The organism is Brevundimonas goettingensis (genome assembly GCF_017487405.1).
GTDB classification, from domain to species: Bacteria; Pseudomonadota; Alphaproteobacteria; order Caulobacterales; family Caulobacteraceae; genus Brevundimonas; species Brevundimonas goettingensis.
Genome location: NZ_CP062222.1, coordinates 3,506,993 through 3,523,484, shown reverse-complemented (window position 1 = coordinate 3,523,484; position 16,492 = coordinate 3,506,993). Strand labels below are relative to the sequence as shown.

General features: G+C 68.9%; 15 protein-coding genes. 12 read left to right on the top strand and 3 right to left on the bottom strand.

Going from position 1 to position 16,492, the window contains the following annotated elements; genetic code table 11:
- Window positions 1-69 precede the first annotated feature (69 nt).
- Window positions 70-2,214: a M13 family metallopeptidase gene (locus IFJ75_RS17320; protein WP_207869835.1), complete on the top strand. Its 2,145-nt coding sequence runs from the start codon at window positions 70-72 to the stop codon at window positions 2,212-2,214.
- Window positions 2,215-2,275: 61 nt separating this feature from the next.
- Here the strand turns inward: IFJ75_RS17320 and IFJ75_RS17315 are convergent, their stop codons facing one another.
- The 3 genes from IFJ75_RS17315 to IFJ75_RS17305 form a co-directional block, all read right to left on the bottom strand.
- Window positions 2,276-2,881 (bottom strand): Smr/MutS family protein, encoded by a 606-nt coding sequence (locus IFJ75_RS17315; protein WP_207869833.1) that lies wholly within the window; start codon window positions 2,879-2,881, stop codon window positions 2,276-2,278.
- A 3-nt stretch (window positions 2,882-2,884) separates the two neighbouring features.
- Entirely contained in the window at window positions 2,885-3,127 is a 243-nt protein-coding gene (locus IFJ75_RS17310) for a helix-turn-helix domain-containing protein (RefSeq protein ID WP_207869831.1), read from the bottom strand.
- Between the two features lie 82 nt (window positions 3,128-3,209).
- On the bottom strand, window positions 3,210-3,833 hold the full coding sequence (locus tag IFJ75_RS17305; RefSeq protein ID WP_207869829.1) for a DUF2975 domain-containing protein: 624 nt from the start codon (window positions 3,831-3,833) through the stop codon (window positions 3,210-3,212).
- A 522-nt stretch (window positions 3,834-4,355) separates the two neighbouring features.
- On the opposite strand from IFJ75_RS17305, the gene rdgB reads away from it, so the two are divergent.
- The 11 genes from rdgB (at window position 4,356) to IFJ75_RS17250 (ending at window position 16,486) form a co-directional block, all read left to right on the top strand.
- Window positions 4,356-4,958 carry an RdgB/HAM1 family non-canonical purine NTP pyrophosphatase gene (gene rdgB, locus IFJ75_RS17300; RefSeq protein WP_207869827.1) on the top strand — a complete coding sequence of 201 codons (603 nt, stop codon included), beginning with the start codon at window positions 4,356-4,358 and terminating at the stop codon, window positions 4,956-4,958.
- The gene (gene hemW, locus IFJ75_RS17295; RefSeq protein WP_225896880.1) at window positions 4,951-6,102 is read left to right on the top strand and encodes a radical SAM family heme chaperone HemW; all 1,152 of its coding nucleotides are present in this window, start codon (window positions 4,951-4,953) and stop codon (window positions 6,100-6,102) included. The genes rdgB and hemW overlap by 8 nt, the downstream gene beginning before the upstream one ends.
- Window positions 6,103-6,164: 62 nt before the next feature.
- Window positions 6,165-7,040 (top strand): 16S rRNA (cytidine(1402)-2'-O)-methyltransferase, encoded by an 876-nt coding sequence (gene rsmI / locus IFJ75_RS17290; RefSeq protein WP_207869825.1) that lies wholly within the window; start codon window positions 6,165-6,167, stop codon window positions 7,038-7,040.
- Window positions 7,037-7,462, top strand: coding sequence for a YraN family protein (locus IFJ75_RS17285; protein WP_207869823.1), 426 nt, complete (start codon window positions 7,037-7,039; stop codon window positions 7,460-7,462). Before rsmI ends, IFJ75_RS17285 begins: the two co-directional genes overlap by 4 nt.
- A 32-nt stretch (window positions 7,463-7,494) precedes the next feature.
- A complete protein-coding gene (locus IFJ75_RS17280) occupies window positions 7,495-8,310 on the top strand; it encodes a SirB1 family protein (RefSeq protein WP_207869821.1) in 816 nt (271 codons plus the stop codon).
- A 69-nt stretch (window positions 8,311-8,379) separates the two neighbouring features.
- Window positions 8,380-9,324, top strand: a complete 945-nt coding sequence (gshB, locus tag IFJ75_RS17275; protein WP_207869819.1) for a glutathione synthase — start codon at window positions 8,380-8,382, stop codon at window positions 9,322-9,324.
- Between the two features lie 64 nt (window positions 9,325-9,388).
- Window positions 9,389-10,999 carry a YifB family Mg chelatase-like AAA ATPase gene (locus tag IFJ75_RS17270; RefSeq protein WP_207869817.1) on the top strand — a complete coding sequence of 537 codons (1,611 nt, stop codon included), beginning with the start codon at window positions 9,389-9,391 and terminating at the stop codon, window positions 10,997-10,999.
- A gap of 155 nt (window positions 11,000-11,154) precedes the next feature.
- Window positions 11,155-12,387, top strand: coding sequence for an aspartyl/asparaginyl beta-hydroxylase domain-containing protein (locus tag IFJ75_RS17265; protein WP_207869815.1), 1,233 nt, complete (start codon window positions 11,155-11,157; stop codon window positions 12,385-12,387).
- Between the two features lie 82 nt (window positions 12,388-12,469).
- The gene (locus IFJ75_RS17260; protein WP_207869813.1) at window positions 12,470-13,027 is read left to right on the top strand and encodes a hypothetical protein; all 558 of its coding nucleotides are present in this window, start codon (window positions 12,470-12,472) and stop codon (window positions 13,025-13,027) included.
- A 98-nt stretch (window positions 13,028-13,125) separates the two neighbouring features.
- Window positions 13,126-14,703 (top strand): response regulator, encoded by a 1,578-nt coding sequence (locus IFJ75_RS17255; protein WP_207869811.1) that lies wholly within the window; start codon window positions 13,126-13,128, stop codon window positions 14,701-14,703.
- Between the two features lie 31 nt (window positions 14,704-14,734).
- On the top strand, window positions 14,735-16,486 hold the full coding sequence (locus IFJ75_RS17250; protein WP_207869809.1) for an AmpG family muropeptide MFS transporter: 1,752 nt from the start codon (window positions 14,735-14,737) through the stop codon (window positions 16,484-16,486).
- Window positions 16,487-16,492: the final 6 nt, after the last annotated feature.

Below are 16,492 nucleotides of genomic sequence, written 5' to 3'. Positions count from 1 at the left end.
GGCCGCGCATGGCCTCATCCGCCGCTCATTTCGACGAAAATCGCCGATCTTTCAGGACTGATTTCCTACATGAAGAAGCTTCTCCTCGGCGCCGCACTCGGCGCCCTGCTCGTGCCCGCCGCGTCCTTCGCCCAGACCGTCGACGCCGGCCTGTTCAGCGCCCAGGGCGACGAACATGAGTGCCTCGACGACAGCTGCGCCACGGTCGCCCTGTTCCAGTCGGGTCCGACCGGCTCGGGCTATCAGGGCACGGTGGCGCCCAAGTACGGGACCTGGGGCTTCGATCTCGCCGGCCGCGACACCACGGTGAATCCGGGCGACAACTTCATGGAATACGCCAACGGCACCGCGCTGAAGTCGCTGGTCATCCCGTCGGACCGCACCTCCTACGGCTCGTTCGCCCTGCTGCGCGAACTGTCGGACAACCGGATGAAGGAACTGGTCCTGGGTCTGGCGGCCCGCACCGACCTGACGCCGGGCACCGACGAGGCCAAGATCGCCGACGCCTACCGCGCCTATATGGACGAGGCCCGCATCGAGGCGCTCGACGCCCAGCCGCTGCAACCCTATCTGGCCGCCATCCGCGCTGCCGACAACCGTGACAAGATGGCCGTCCTGATGGGCGGCACCCAGGGCCGCCTCGGCAGCTCCCTCTTCCGCACCGGCATCACCATCGACGCCAAGCAGCCCGACCGCTACGTCGTCGCCGCCGGCCAGGGCGGCATCGGCCTGCCGAACCGCGACTACTATCTGGACCCGCGCTACGCCGACAAGAAGGTCAAATACCAGGCCTATGTCGAGCGCATGCTGACCATGATCGGCTGGGACAAGCCCGCCGAGAACGCGGCCGCCATCGTCGCCCTGGAAACCTCGATCGCCGAGACCCACTGGACGCCGATCGAGAACCGCAACCGCGACAAGACCTATAACGAATACACCATCGCCAAACTGGCCGAAGAGGCCCCGGGCTTCCCCTGGCAGGCCTATTTCGACGCCGCCCAGCTGGGTACGGCGCCGCGCCTGATCGTGTCGCAGAACACGGCCATGCCCAAGATCGCGGCCATCTTCGCCCAGACCCCGGTCGAGCTGCTGCAGGCGTGGGAAGCCTTCCACACCGCAGACGACGCCGCGCCGCGCCTGTCCAGGCGCTTCGCCGACGCCCAGTGGGAGTTCCGTTCGCGCGACCTGTCGGGCCAGCCCGAACAGCGCAGCCGCGAGAAGCGCGGCATCTCCTTCGCCGAGGGCTCCCTGGGCGAGGCCGCGGGCCGTCTGTACGTCGCCGAATATTTCCCGGCCGAGTCCAAGGCCAAGATGGAGCAGCTGGTCTCCAACATCCGTTCGGCCCTGTCCGACAGGATCGCCAACCTGACCTGGATGGGCGCCGAGACCAAGGCGGCGGCCCAGGAGAAGCTGTCGAAGATCACCGTCAAGATCGGCTATCCGAACAAGTGGCGTGACTATTCGGGCCTGGAAATCCGTCCGGACGATCTGTTCGGCAACGCCGAACGCACCGGCATCTTCCAGTGGAACTACCAGCTGGCCCGCCTGAACAAGCCCGTCGACAAGGCCGAATGGGGCATGACGCCCCAGACGGTGAACGCCTACTACAACTCGTCGAACAACGAGATCGTCTTCCCGGCCGCCATCCTGCAGCCGCCCTTCTTCGATCCGGACGCGGACCCGGCCGTCAACTACGGCGGCATCGGCGGCGTGATCGGTCACGAGATCGGCCACGGCTTCGATGACCAAGGCTCCAAATCCGACGGCAACGGCGTGCTGCGCGACTGGTGGACCCCGGCCGACAAGGCGAATTTCCAGGCCCTGACCACGCGTCTGGGCGCCCAGTACGACGCCTTCGAACCCCTGCCCGGCTACCATGTCCAGGGCGGGCTCACGATGGGCGAGAACATCGGCGACGCCTCGGGCGTGGCCGTGGGTCTGGAGGCCTATCACATCTCGCTCAACGGCCAGGCCGCCCCGGTTCTGGACGGCACCACCGGCGACCAGCGCTTCTTCTACGGCTGGGCCCAGGTGTGGCAGTCGAAGATGCGCGACGAAGCCGCCAAGCAGCAGGTCGCCACCGACCCGCACAGCCCGGCGATGTTCCGCGTCATCGGCCCGCTGCGCAACTCGGACGCCTGGTACGAGGCCTTCAACGTCCAGCCCGACGCCAAATACTATCTGACCCCGGCCGACCGGGTTCACATCTGGTAAGACGGGCGAGAGCCTGAACAAGGAAGGGCCGGAGCAGCGATGCTCCGGCCCTTTTGCTGTGTCAGCTCTTCCTGAGCGTGACGTAGATCGCGCCGTCTCCACCATGACGACGGTGAGCCGAGGCGAAGCCGGAGACAATGGGGCGCAAGCCCGGCGACTGCAGCCATTCGTGGACCGAGGCGCGGATGATCCCGCCGCCGCGCCGGCCCTGGCCCGTGATGACCAGCACCGACTTCAGCCCGCGCGCCTGACAGCCCATGAGGAAGGCCCGCAGCTGGTCCTCGGCCTCGAACCGGCCAAAGCCGTGCAGGTCGATGCGGTCCTCGATCGGATCGCGTTCGCGCGACAGGCGGCGCTGACGGCGGGGCTCCAGCTCCTCGGGCGCGCCGCGGGGGGCGTGGGAGGCGACGGGCGGAACGGAGGCGGGTTTGCCTGGGGGCTTTGCGGTCGGTTTGCCGGCGACGGGGCGTTTGGCCGGGGTGGTCGCCGTGGCGAGGCTGGCGGGCGGATCGGCGGGGAGCGGACCGCCGGGAATGACGAGGGCGGCCTTGCGCGCCCTGGGCGGGGTGACCGAGCCCGAGACCCGGGCCCAGATGCGGCGGTCCTCGGACGTCAGATCCCCTGAAGCCTTGTCCGCTGCAGGCTTTTCGGGAGGCCCCTTGGCCACCGGTCAGTCGTCGCTATCGCCGTCGGAGCCCATCTCCTGCGGCCCCGGCTCATGCACCAGCAGATCGCCGGGCTGGCAGTTCAGCTCGCGGCACAGGGCGTCCAGGGTCGTGAAGCGGATCGCCCGCGCCTTGCCGGTCTTGAGAATCGAAAGATTGGCCAGGGTCACGCCCACGCGGTCGGCGAGCTCGGTCAACGACATGCGCCGTTCGAGCAGGATGCGGTCGAGCTGAATGCGGATGGCCATTATTGATCTCGGGGGGCGCTATCGTTCGCCGCGCGGCGGCTCTCTACTTGAGCGCCAGAGGAATGTTGAGCGGGCAGCGTCATCAGATCGTCAGTTCGCTCTCGCGTCGCAGACGGGCGCCCTCGCGGAACACCTCGGCGAGGACGAAGACGACCAGGACGGAGAAGATGGGGGTCAATAGCTCACCGAACCCCTGCGGGTCCATCTGTCCGGGCACGAGGCCGGCGGCGACCATGCCCTGGGCGACCCAGACGCCCGCCGTCACCGTGGCCAGGGTCAGGCCGATGGCGCGCAGCCGGCGCACATTCTCGGGCCGGAAGGGATCGCCCGCGGTCAGGGTGCGGAAGATGAGGCGCAGGTTGCGCAGGATCAGCAGGAAACCACCGACCCAGGCCGTCAGGGCCCCGAGGCCGAACAGCAGCAGCGGCTGGGTCAGGGGCTGTTGCAGCCCGCCGTCATGGGCGGTGACGGTGACGTTGTAGTTGGAGATGGGGATGAAGATGGCGGCGACGAAGGCGATGAGCAGGCCGGCGGTCAGCAGCATCAGCAGCACATAGGCCACGTCGAGGGCGATCTTCAGAAGACTGGCGACCGAGCCGGGACCGAGGGTCCGCAGGGGGCCGCGAAGAAGAGGGAGGGCGAACCGGGGCCTGAAGCCCTTCGCGGGAAGCCGACCTTTCAGATTCTCGAGGGTCGGAAGACGCATCGGCCGTGTCGCTCAGGCCGGAGGGAAGGAGGCGAATGCCGCGCGGGGTCCGGCGAACCCCGTCGCGGTCTTATTCATCGCGATCTTCATGGGTCTCGTCAAAGCCTCACAGGACGTCTTTACCGTGAACCGGGGGTCATCGCTGACCCCCATGGTCAAATCCCTGCACCGATCGAGGTGCAAAGCGCGGTAGACGGTCTCAGAAGGCCTGGACGAGGATGGCGACCAGAGCGGTCGGCAGGGCGGCGAGCAGGGCGGCGTTGACCAGCACATTGCCGACCTTGTCCATGAAAAGCGAAGCGTTCATCGTGTTCATCGTGGTTCTCCTGATTGAGGGGGTCGTTTATTGCCCTCTCGGTTATGACTGCGAGGTAAAGATTGTGCGTTTCCGTCAATCTCTGGAACGGTGCAGCCCCCGTTCGTGAGAACATAGATAGGCCTTGCTACAGGGAAGGTCACGTTACATATCGTTTAACGATATTAAACTTTGGCAATGGATTGTAACGGGGTACGTGAAGAGCGATGAAACTCAAGCTTATCAAAGGGATGCGGCTCGTAGCGGCCACTCACAACCCCGGCAAGGTGCCCGAAATCGCGGCCCTGCTGGATGGAAATTACGAGATTGTCACGGCGGGAGAGCTGAATCTGCCCGAGCCGGACGAGACCGAGACCACTTTTGGCGGCAACGCCATGCTCAAGGCCCGGCACGCGGCCCGGCTGTCGGGCGAGGTTTCGCTGGCCGACGACTCGGGACTGTCCGTTCTGGCGCTGGACGGGGCGCCAAGCATTTTTTCCGCCCGCTGGGCCGGTCCGAGCAAGGATTTCGCCCTGGCCATGCGGAAGGTGGAAGAGCGGCTCGAGGAGATCGGGTCGACCGACCGGCGCGCCTGGTTCACCTCGGCCCTGGCGGTGGCCTGGCCCGATGGACCCTGTGTGGTCGTCGAGGGCGAAGTGCACGGCGAACTGACCTTCCCGCCCCGGGGCACGCGCGGCTTCGGCTATGACCCCATCTTCATCCCCGAGGGCTTCGATCAGACCTTCGGCGAGATGGAGCCGGCGGCCAAGGACGCCATGAGCCACCGCGCCCGCGCTTTCGCCAAGTTCAAGGCCGCCCTGATTGACTGACTCTCTGGACCCCGGTTCGGACGTCGCCGTCTATGTCCACTGGCCCTATTGCGCCCGTATCTGCCCCTATTGCGACTTCAACGTCGTCCGCGACCGGGGGAGGACGGAGGAGCAGGCCGGGCTGGTGGCGGCGATCCTGACCGATCTGGAGGCCCAGGCGGACCTTCTGGGGACCCGACGTCTGGCCTCGATCTTCTTCGGCGGCGGCACGCCGTCCCTGATGCCGCCCGAGGCCGTGGCGTCGGTGGTGGAGGCGATCCACGCCCGCTTCCCCGCCTCCCACCCGGTCGAGATCACGCTGGAGGCCAATCCGACCGACGCCGAGGCCGCCCATTTCGCCGCCCTGGCCGAGGCGGGGATCAACCGGCTGTCGCTGGGGGTTCAGTCGCTGGACGACGCCGCCCTGAAGTTCCTCGGCCGCAACCATTCGGCGGGCGAGGCGCGCCGGGCCATCGGGCTGGCCGGCAAGGCCTTCGACCGGCTGTCGATCGACCTGATCTACGCCCGGCCCGACCAGTCGGTCGCCGACTGGACCGCCGAACTGACCACCGCCGTCGATCTCGGGTTCGAGCACGTCTCCCCCTATCAGCTGACCGTCGAGCCCACGACCGCCTTCGGCCGGGCCTTCGCGCGCGGCGACTGGACACCGCCGGACGAGGACCAGTCCGCCGCCCTCTATGAAACCACGCAGGAGGTGCTCGGGGCCTCAGGCTTCGAAGCCTATGAGGTGTCCAACCATGCGCGCGGCGTCGCGGCCCGGTCGGCGCACAACATCCATGTCTGGCGCGGCGGCGACTATCTGGGCCTCGGTCCCGGCGGCCACGGGCGGCTGACGCTGGAGGGCGTTCGCACCGCCACAGTCGCCCACCGCCGGATCTGGGATTATGTGGCCGGGGTCGAGGGGGCCTCGCCCTGGGCCGAACGCGAGGCGCTGGACGCCGAAGGCGCCGCCGAGGAGCGGATTCTGCTGGGTCTGCGCACGGTCGAGGGGGCGGAGGCGTCGCTGTTCGACACCCTGGGGATCACGGACCGCGTGACGGATCTGACCGCCGATGGCTTCCTCCAGATCCGCGACGCCCGGGTGATCGCCACCGACACGGGCCGCCCGATCCTCGACGCGGTGCTCAAGGCCCTTCTGACATGATCCCCCCCCCCCGCGCGGGGGAGGATTGTTATCGAAACCTCTCGCTGGCAGGGTCCCGCGCCATGACTGAACCCGCGCCCTTCCCGCCGACCGCCCCGCCGTCGCGTCTCGTCTCGCCCGGCCTCTATCTGGTGGCGACGCCGATCGGGAACCTGCGCGACATCACCCTGAGGGCGCTGGACGTGCTGGCCGCCGCCGATCTGGTGCTGGCCGAGGACACGCGGGTCACCGCGAAGTTGCTGTCCGCCTACGGGCTGAAGGCCAGGCTGGAGCGCTGCGACGACCACGCCTCGGCCCGCGCCGCCGAGATCGCCATCGAGCGGGTGCGGGAAGGCCAGGTTGTGGCTCTGGTGTCCGACGCCGGGACCCCGGTCATCTCGGACCCCGGCTTCGTGGTGGCCCGCGCCTTCATCGCAGCCGACCTGCCTGTGCATCCGATCCCGGGCGCTTCCAGCCTGCTGGCGGCCCTGTGCATCGCCGGCCAGCCGTCCGACCGGTTCCTGTTCGCCGGCTTCCTGCCGCCCAAGTCCGGGGCGCGGAAGACGATGCTGGCCGAGCTGAAACAGGGCCGCCAGACCCTCGTCTTCTTCGAGAGCGGGCCGCGTCTGGCCGCCAGCCTCGCCGACATGGCCGAGGTGCTGGGCGACCGACCCGCCGCCGTCACCCGCGAACTGACCAAACTCTATGAGGAGGCGATCCGAGGGAGCCTGTCCGAACTGGCCGCCGATCCGCGCTGCGATGCGCCAAAGGGGGAGATCGTCATCGTCATCGGACCCGGCGCGGTCGAGGTGGCCTCGGCCGCCGATGCCGACGCCGCCCTGATCGAGGCCTTGGCCCGGCTGCCGACCGGCGAGGCCGCCTCCGAGGTGGCCCAGGCGCTCGACCTGCCGCGCAAGGCCCTCTACCGCCGCGCGCTGGAGCTTCAGGGCAAGGGATGAAGCCGCCCACCCGGCTCAAGGCGCCAAAACAGGCCGCCCGCCCCAAGGCGGCGTGGCGGCAGGCGCTGGGCGGCAAGGCGTTTCGGCAGGGGCACGCCTCCGAATGGACGGCGGCGGCCTGGCTGATGCTCAAGGGCTATCAGATCCTCGGCTTCCGGCTGAAGGGGCGCGGCGGGGAGATCGACATCCTCGCCCGGCGAGGTCGGGTGCTGGCCGTGGTCGAGGTCAAACGGCGTGCCACCATGGAGGCCGCCCTGACCGCCCTGACCCCCGAACAGCATCAGCGGCTGGTCGCGGCGGGCAAGGCAGTGTTGCACGGACGACCCAGCTTGGCCGGACATGAATTGAGAATCGATATGGTGGCGCTGGCTCCCGGACGATTTCCGCGCCATGTTTCGGCCATAAGTTTTCCCGGGTACTGAAATTCCCGCGGAAATCAGGTTGGGGAGTCAGAGTGACGCGCGAGGAAGCGGAAGCGATCCTGGTCGAGGCCGGTCGGGCCGACGACGACGACTTCCCCCTGCTGGAAGCCGCGATCGCCTGCGCCATCCACGACTATCCGTTCCGCGACCCCGATCCCGTGCGCACCCTGGCCCGCAACGCCGCCGAGCGGCTGGGCGAGCGGATGGACCGCGAGAGCCCCGACGACGCCCTGGCCGAGACCATGGCCGCCGACCTGAGGCTGAACGGCGACCTGCTCCACTATGACGACCCGGCCAATACCGATGTCATCGACGTCGCCGAGCGCCGGCGCGGCCTGTCGGCGGCCCTGGCTGTCTTCTACCTCGACGCCGCCAAGCGCGCCGGGCTGGTGGCGCAGGGCGTCGACTTTCCCAACCACTTCCTGCTGCGGGTCGAGACCCCGGCCGGTCCGGTGGCGCTGGATCCGTTCAGCCAGGGCCGCATCGTCCTGCCGTCCGAGCTCAGCCGTCGGGCGCTCAGGGCTGGGCTGACGCCGCATATCGCCGACCGGCTGGACCTGCTGATGGCCCCCGTCACGGACCGTCAGGCCCTGATCCGTCTGCAGAACGTCCTGTTCAGCCGCGCCATCAAGGCCGAGGACTATCAGGGCGCCGAACGCTCGGCCATGCGCCGCGCCCTGCTCGACCCCGAAGACCACCGCCCCTGGCTGGACGTCGCCTCGGCGCGCGAGAAACAGGGCGCCCTGAACGGCGCGCTGGACGCCCTGCACCGCGCCCGCACCGTGGGCGGACAGGAAGTCATTATCCAGCCCGCCAGTTTCGAGCGGCTGAGGATGCGGCTGAACTAGGGGTCCGCCCTTGCGCCTGCGGGCCTCCCCGCCCATTACCCAAGCTTCCAGCCGCGCAAGGTCTCCAGCATGCTCAAGGTCGCCGTCCAGATGGACCCCGTCGAAGGGGTCGATATCGAGGTCGACACGACCTGGCTGATGATGATGACGGCCCAGGACCGGGGGCACGCGATCTGGGTTTACGACTTTCGCACCCTGGCGCTGGAGGAAGGTCGCCTCTATTGCCGCGCCCGACCGGTGGCCCTGCAGCATGTCGCGGGCAGCCATGTGACCTTCGGCGACTGGGTCAAGCTGGATCTGGCCGATGACATCGACGTCGTCCTGATGCGTCAGGACCCGCCGTTCGACATGGCCTATGTCACCGCCACCTATATGCTGGAGACGGTCCATCCGAAGACCCTGGTCGTCAACGACCCGGCCGAGGTGCGTTCGGCGCCAGAGAAGCTGATGGTCACGGCCTTCCCCGGCCTGCAGCCCCCGACCCTGATCTCCTCCGATCCCGTGGCCCTGACCGAATTCCACAAGAAGCACGGTGACGTGGTGCTCAAGCCCCTGCACGGCAACGGCGGCTCGGGCGTGGTCAAGCTGCGCGCCGACGACCCCAACCTCGACGCCCTGATCGAGATCCACGCCGCCGGGTCACGCGATCCGCTGGTGATCCAGAAATTTATCCCCGCCGTCAGCAAGGGCGACAAGCGCATCCTGCTGATCGACGGCGAGCCCGTCGGGGCCATCAACCGGGTGCCCGCCGAGGGCGCGGTGCGCTCCAACCTGCATGTCGGCGGCACGGCCATGCCGGTCGAGCTGACCCCGCGCGATCTGGAGCTCTGCGCCGCCATCGGCCCGACGCTGAAGGAACGGGGTCTGATCTTCGTCGGCATCGATGTGATCGGCGAATATCTGACCGAGATCAACGTCACCTCCCCCACCGGCGCGCAGCAGCTGAAGCGGTTCACCGGCATCGACGCCACGGCGCTGATGTGGGACGTCATCGAGGCGAAACGCGCGACGTAAACCACGCGGGGTTGCATTCCGTTAGGGTTCATGGTTCGTTCTCTTCCGGAGCAGGAGGGCGGCCATGCTTGCATGCGTAGCGACGGTGGCGTTCGAGGGGGTGGAGGCGCGGCGCGTCGACGTCCAGGTGCAGCAGATCGGGGCCAGCGAGGGCTCCTTCGCCATCGTCGGCCTGCCGGACAAGGCGGTCGCCGAGAGCCGTGAGCGGGTGCGTGGCGCCTTCGCCGGCATCGGCCTGGCCCTGCCCTCGCGTCGGATCATCGCCAATCTGGCCCCCGCCGACCTGCCCAAGGAGGGCAGTCATTTCGACCTGCCCATCGCTTTGGCCCTGCTGGCCTCCATGGGGGTGATCGCGCCGGATGCGCTCGAGGGCTGGGCCGCCATCGGGGAGTTGGGGCTGGACGGACGGATTGCGGCGGTGGGCGGCAGCCTGTCGGCGGCCATGGCGGCCAACGCCATGGGGCTGGGTCTGATCTGCCCCGAGGCCAACGGGCCCGAGGCGGCCTGGGCCGGAGACGTGGCCCTGCTGGCGCCCCGCTCCCTGATCGGTCTGGTCAACCACTTCAAGGGAACCCAGGTTCTGCGCGCGCCCGAGCGCGGGCCGGTGGTCGGCGGGTCGTGCGTTCCGGACCTGCGCGAGGTCAAGGGGCAGGAGAGCGCCAAACGGGCGCTGGAGGTCGCTGCCGCGGGGGGCCACAACCTGCTGTTCATCGGCCCGCCGGGCTCCGGCAAGTCGATGATGGCGGCGCGGATGCCGGGGCTTTTGCCGCCCCTGACCTCGCAGGAATTGCTGGAGACCTCGCGCATCTGGTCGGTGGCCGGGATGATCGAGCGCGGCGCCCTGACCCATGAACGGCCGTTCCGGGCGCCCCACCACTCGGCCTCGATGGCGGCCCTGACCGGCGGCGGACTCCGGGCCAAGCCGGGCGAGGCGTCACTGGCCCACAACGGCGTCCTGTTTCTCGACGAGCTGCCTGAATATTCGGCCCAGGCGCTCGACAGCCTGCGGCAGCCGCTGGAGACCGGCGAGATCGTCGTCGCCCGCGCCAACCACCATGTGAAATATCCGGCCCGGTTCCAGCTGGTGGCGGCGATGAACCCCTGCCGCTGCGGCGTCGGCGGCTTTGGCAAGGGCGCCTGCGGCAAGGCCCCGCGCTGCCAGCGCGACTATCAGAACCGCATCTCCGGCCCGATGTTCGACCGGATCGACCTGACGGTGGAGACCCCGCCGGTGACGGCCGCCGACATGGCCCTGCCGCCGCCTTCGGAAGGGACGGCGGAAGCGGCCGCCCGCGTCGCCGGGGCCCGCGCCCTGCAGGCCGAACGGGTCGCGGAACTGGGGCTCGACCCCGTTCAGGCCCGGGATCAGGGGATCAACGCCCGCTGCTCCGGCGAGGTGCTCGACCGTTTCGCCACCCCCGACGAGGCCGGCCGCGCCCTGTTGATGCGGGCCGGGGAGGCCGGGGGGCTGACCGCGCGCGGCTGGACCCGGACGCTGAGGCTGGCGCGCACCATCGCCGACCTCGAAGGCTCGACCGGGGTCCTTCGCCGCCATATCGCGGAGGCCCTGATCTATCGCCGCACCGCAATGGGCGCACAGGAGGATTTCGACCGCCAGCGGGCGAGCCGCGAAGGCGGCCTGTCCGACGCGCGCCCCAGCCTGCCCGCCTGGTAACCTTCCCGCCCGGGAGCCTTCCCGCCAGATGGCCCTCCGGCCTGCAGGGTTGTCTGGCTGACGAGAGAGTCCGGCCCTTCGCGAGCCGGGATCGCGAAGCGGTAGAGCGCGGCAGGCAGATTGAGGGGCGGCGTTCGAGAGACTAGGAAGGCGGAATGACCCTGACGCCCTCCCCGTCCCCGATCTCCCCCGCGGGCCTGTCCGTCCCGGACAGCCTCGCCGCCGCCGAGGCGGATCTGCACGCCGCGCGCTGGACCGAGGCGCGAAAGCGTCTGGAGGATCTTACCACCGGACCCCTTCGCATCTCCGCGTCTGCCGAAGCCGCAGCCCTGGGCCTGCTGGCCGCAGCCTGCCACCGGTTGGGCGATACGGCCGCCGCCACCTCCGCCGTCGACCGGGCTCTGGCGCTCGACCACCGCGAGATGCGGGCGGTTCTGATCAAGGCCGATCTGCTCTGGGCCCTCGGCGCCCGCCGCGAGGCCAACCTCTATTACGGCGCCGTGGTCGATATCGGCGCCGAACGGGCGGCCCGTCCTGCCTCCGGTCTGGCGCCCGACCTGGCTGAGGGGGTGACCCGGGCCCGAACCATCCGCCAGCGGCTGGCCGCCAATATGCTGGGCGAACTGCAGACCGAACTGGACCGCGCCGGCTATTCCGGCGGGACCTCGGACCCCCGCTTCACCCACGCTCTGGACCTGCTGACCGGCAAGCGACGCCTCTATACCCCCCAGCCGCGCGCCTTCTTCTATCCGGACCTGCCCAACTGGCAGTTCTATCCCCGGTCGATGCTGCCCTGGGCCGATGCGGTCGAGGCCGCGACCGACGCCATCGCCGGGGAGCTGACCGCCCTCCTCGCCGACGACGCCGGTTTCGCACCCTATCTGAACAGCCATCCGGATCTGCCGAGCCAGCCCGACTATCCGCTGATCGACAGCCTGGACTGGAGCAGCTGCTTCCTGTGGAAGGACGGCGCCGCGACGCCCAATGCGGCGCTGTGCCGGCGCACCATGGAGGCCCTGAAAGACGCCCCCCTGTGCCGCATTCGCGCCCGGTCGCCCCAGGTGATGTTCTCGCAGCTGAAGGCCGGGGCTCACATCAAGCCGCACACCGGCTTCGTCAACACCCGCCTGACCTGCCACCTGCCGCTGATCGTGCCGCCGAACTGCCGCTTCCGCGTCGGCAACGAGGTCCGGTCGTGGGAGAAGGGCAGGCTCTGGGCCTTCGACGACACCATCGAACATGAGGCCGTCAACCAGAGCGACCGCACCCGGGTGGTGCTGATCTTCGACATCTGGCGGCCCGAACTCAGCGAGGAGGAGCGCCATCTGGTCGCCACCCTGCTTGAAACCCTGGACGCCTTCTCCCCGCGCACCCAGTCCTGGGAATAGGCGCCCTTGAGTTAGGCGTCGGCGCCAGAGCTTGAACCGCTCAAGGTTGTGAGCAAAGCTGGCCTTTCGCCAAAGGTCGCTCATGGTCACCCTGCTCGTCGCCCTCGTTCTGCAATCGACGCCGCCGCTCACCGCCCCCGCCGATTGTTCCCTGTCCGAGGCGGACCGCGTCGCCAACCGGGCCCTGACCTTCGAGCAGTTCGACCAGTATCGTTCGACCCTGCGGTCCACGGCCTGGAATCTGTCCATGGCCGGTTGCCACGCGGCCTCGGCCGAGGTGGATCAGGACTATCTGGTCCATGGCCCGATCCTGTCCGACCGCCAGTATGTCGTGGTCCGGTGGCATATGGCCCTGAGCCTTGCCCGCGCAGGTCGTGAGGCGGAGGCCATTCCCCTTGCCGCCGCCTCCATCGCCCCGGTCGAGCCGTCGGAGGACCAGTTCGACTGGAACACCTATGTCCGGGGCGTCTGGGGCTTTCTGAGCAAACGTCGCGAGGTGCTGGAGGCTTCGCTGACAACGCTGAAAGCGGCGCCGGGCGGACGCAACGCCATCAACGCCCGTGCCTTGGGCCGGCTGTCGAAATGTTTCGACAGCCCCTACGCCGAGGCGATCGAAGCCGAAACCTGCGCCGTCGACTGATCTCTCCAGCACGCGATATTCCGTGCGGGCGCTTGAACCGCCCTTAACCCTTGGTGGTGCAGGATGGGGGTCACGGAAGGCGATCCACGGAATCGACCATGGCCCGAAGGGCGAAGACCACTGACCTGAATTCTACGGTTCCGGCTCCGGCGGAGCCGTCCATCGACGGCAGCGACCAGTTCCTGCGGCTGATGAGCCATGAGATGCGCACGCCCCTGAACGGGGTGATCGGGATGCTGGGCCTGTTGACCCGCACCCGTCTGGACGGCGCCCAGCGCGCCTATGCCGAGGCGGCCCAGTCGTCGGCCGAACATCTTCTGGGTCTGGTCAACGATCTTCTGGACTATGCGCGGCTCGAGGCCGGGCGGCTGGAGTTCGACCCGGCCCCGGTCGAGGTCGAGGCCCTGGTGCGCGGCGTCGCCGAACTGCTCAGCCCCCGCGCCCACGACAAGGGGCTGGAGATCGTCTGGTCGGTTTCGGGCGACGTGTCCGACATCATGGCCGACGAGGGCCGGCTGCGGCAGGTGCTGTTCAATCTCGCGGGCAATGCGGTCAAATTCACCGATGCGGGCGGCGTCCGCATCGCCGTCGAGCGGATCGGCGGCAGCCGCGCCCGGCCGCGCCTGGCCTTCATCGTCGACGACACCGGCCCCGGCGTCCCGCCCGAGGCCCGTGAACGCATCTTCGAGGAGTTCGGCCACGTCGACGCCTCGGACGCCACCCGCTTCGGCGGCGCGGGCCTGGGTCTGGCCGTGGTCCGCCGTCTGGCCGGGGCCATGGGCGGCACCGTCGTCGTCACCGACCGGCCGCGTCAGGACAACTCGGACATGTCCACGGGATCGCGTTTCCGCTTCGAAGCGGCGTTCGACGCGGTTGCGGGCGCCGCGCCGCGCCCCAAACCCCTGACCGGCATCACAGTCGCGGTTCGCTCGCCCGACCCCTTCGTGGCCAAGGCCGCCACCGACCAGATCGTCGCCAGCGGCGGCGAGGCCAGCGACGATGCCGCCATCGTCCTGGTCGACCATGCCGGGGCGGTGAAGGAATTCGGTCCGGGCGCCGTCGCCCCCCTGCCCGCCTCGGGCCGCGGCGTGATCCTGCTCAAACCCTCGGAGCGTGAGCTGATCGCCCGCTACCGCGCCATCGGCTTCAACGGCTATCTGATCAAGCCCCTGCGCCGCGCCTCCCTGGCCGAGCGGGTTCTGGCCGCGGTCCAGGCCGCCGAACCCGTCAATGACGCCGCCCCGCGCAAGGCCCCGGCCGAGGACGACCGCGTCGTGCCCGTCCGTTTCGCCGGCATCCGCGTCCTTCTGGCCGAGGACAATCCGGTCGGCGCCCTTTTGGCCAAGACCCTGCTGCGCCGCGAGGGCTGTGTGGTCGAGACCGCCGCCACCGGCACCGAGGCCGTCGCCGCCATGAAGCGCGCCCGCTACGACATGGTCTTCATGGACATGCGCATGCCGGGGATGGACGGACCGGCGGCGACGCGGGCCATCCGCGCGGCCGGGGACAAGACCCCGATCGTCGCCCTGACCGCCAACGCCTTCGCCGAGGACCGAAAGGCCTGTCTTGAAGCCGGGATGGACGACCATCTGGTCAAGCCGCTGGAGCCCGACGCCCTGCGCGCCGCCCTGACCCGCTGGACGAACCGCGACAACCGCTTCAAGGTCGCGGTCTGACGCCGGGGGGCGTCGCCCCCGGAGTTTTCCAATGACCGACGCCGTGACCACCAAGCCCGCCGGCCGCTTCGGCGGCCTGGCCGTCTATGGCGAGCGACGCGTCATGGCCCAACTGCTGCTGGGCTTTTCGGCCGGCCTGCCGAACCTTCTGATCTATGACACCCTGACCGCCTGGCTGCGGGATTCGGGGGTGACGCTGGAGCTGATCACCTTCTTCGGCCTGGCCACCCTGACCTATGCGCTGAAATTCGTCTGGGCCCCGTTGCTGGACCGGACTAACCTTCCCTTCCTGACCAAATGGCTGGGCCATCGGCGGTCGTGGATGCTGGCCACCCAGGCCATGATCGTGCTCGGCCTGTGGATGCTGGCGGGCCAGAACCCCCAGACCAATCTGGTCGGCGTCGCCCTGTTCGCCCTGATGGTCGGCTTCTTCGGCGCGACCCAGGACATCGCCATCGACGCTTGGCGGATCGAAGTCTCGGACGACGCCCGTCAGGGCGCCATGGCCGCCGCCTACCAGCTGGGCTACCGGGTCGCCGTCATCGTGGCGGGCGCCGCGCCCCTGGTCCTGGCCGAGCTCTACAACTGGAACTTCTCCTACGCCGTCATGGCGGCGCTGATGGCCATCGGCGTGGTCGGTGTCCTGCTGGCCCCGCGCGAGAAGACCCACAGCATCCGCGAAATCCCGGTCGGCGACATTCCCGCCCGGCCCGTGCTGCAGGTCGTCGAATGGATCGTGAGACTGGCCCTGATCTTCATCGCCGCCCTGATCATCGGCACGGGCCTGACGGACAAGCCCGACGCCCTGCTCTGGGCCTTCGGCGGCGTGATGGGCGCGGGGGCCGAGACGATCAAGGGGGGGCTGGAGGACAATACCGCAACGGGCGTCCTGACCCAGTTCGCCTATGTCATCGGCGGTTTCGTGATGATGGCCGTGGCCTGCTGGCCCATTCCGGGGGTGAAGACCCGTCCCGGCGCCTATCTGGCCGGCTCGTTCGGCCAGCCGCTCGCCGACTTCTTCGTGCGCTTCGCCAAACTGGCCCTGCCGATCCTGGCCCTGATCTGCCTCTATCGCCTGGCCGACTTCGTGCTGAACATGATGAACCCCTTCTATCAGGACCTGGGCTTCACCAAGATCGAGATCGCCGAGGTTCGGAAGGTGTTCGGGGTGGTCATGCTGTCGCTCGGCGTCTTCGTCGGCGGCTGGTCGGTGGCCAAGCTGGGCCTGATCCGCACGATGGTCATCGGCGCCTTCATGAGCCCGGTATCGAACCTCGTCTTCGGCTGGCTGGCGACCCAAGGGCATGATCTCGGCGCCCTGTTCGTGGCCATCGGGGTTGACAATGTCGCCACCGGCTACGCGGGCACGGCCCTGATCGCATACATGTCCAGCCTGACCTCGATCGGCTTCACCGCGACCCAGTACGCCCTGTTCAGCTCGCTCTACGCCCTGCCCGGCAAGATCATCGCCTCCCAGTCGGGCAAGATCATCGAGGCTTCGGCCCGGGCGGCAGACGCGGGCGGGCCGCTCAGCCTGTTCAAGCCGATGTTCAATAAGCTGCCGGAAGGCTCGCTGGTCGCCGGGGCGGCCAAGAGCGGGGTCAGCGTCCAGGGTCTGGGCGCGGGCTATTTCACCTTCTTCCTCTATTCGGCGGCGATCGGGATCTTCGCCATCCTGCTCGCCTTCTATGTCGCCAAACGCCAGCCGGCCGTCATGGCCGAGGCGAAGGCGCGCGAGGAGGCGGCGCAGGCCGAGGCCGCGACCGAAGCCCAGCCCTCCTGACGGCCG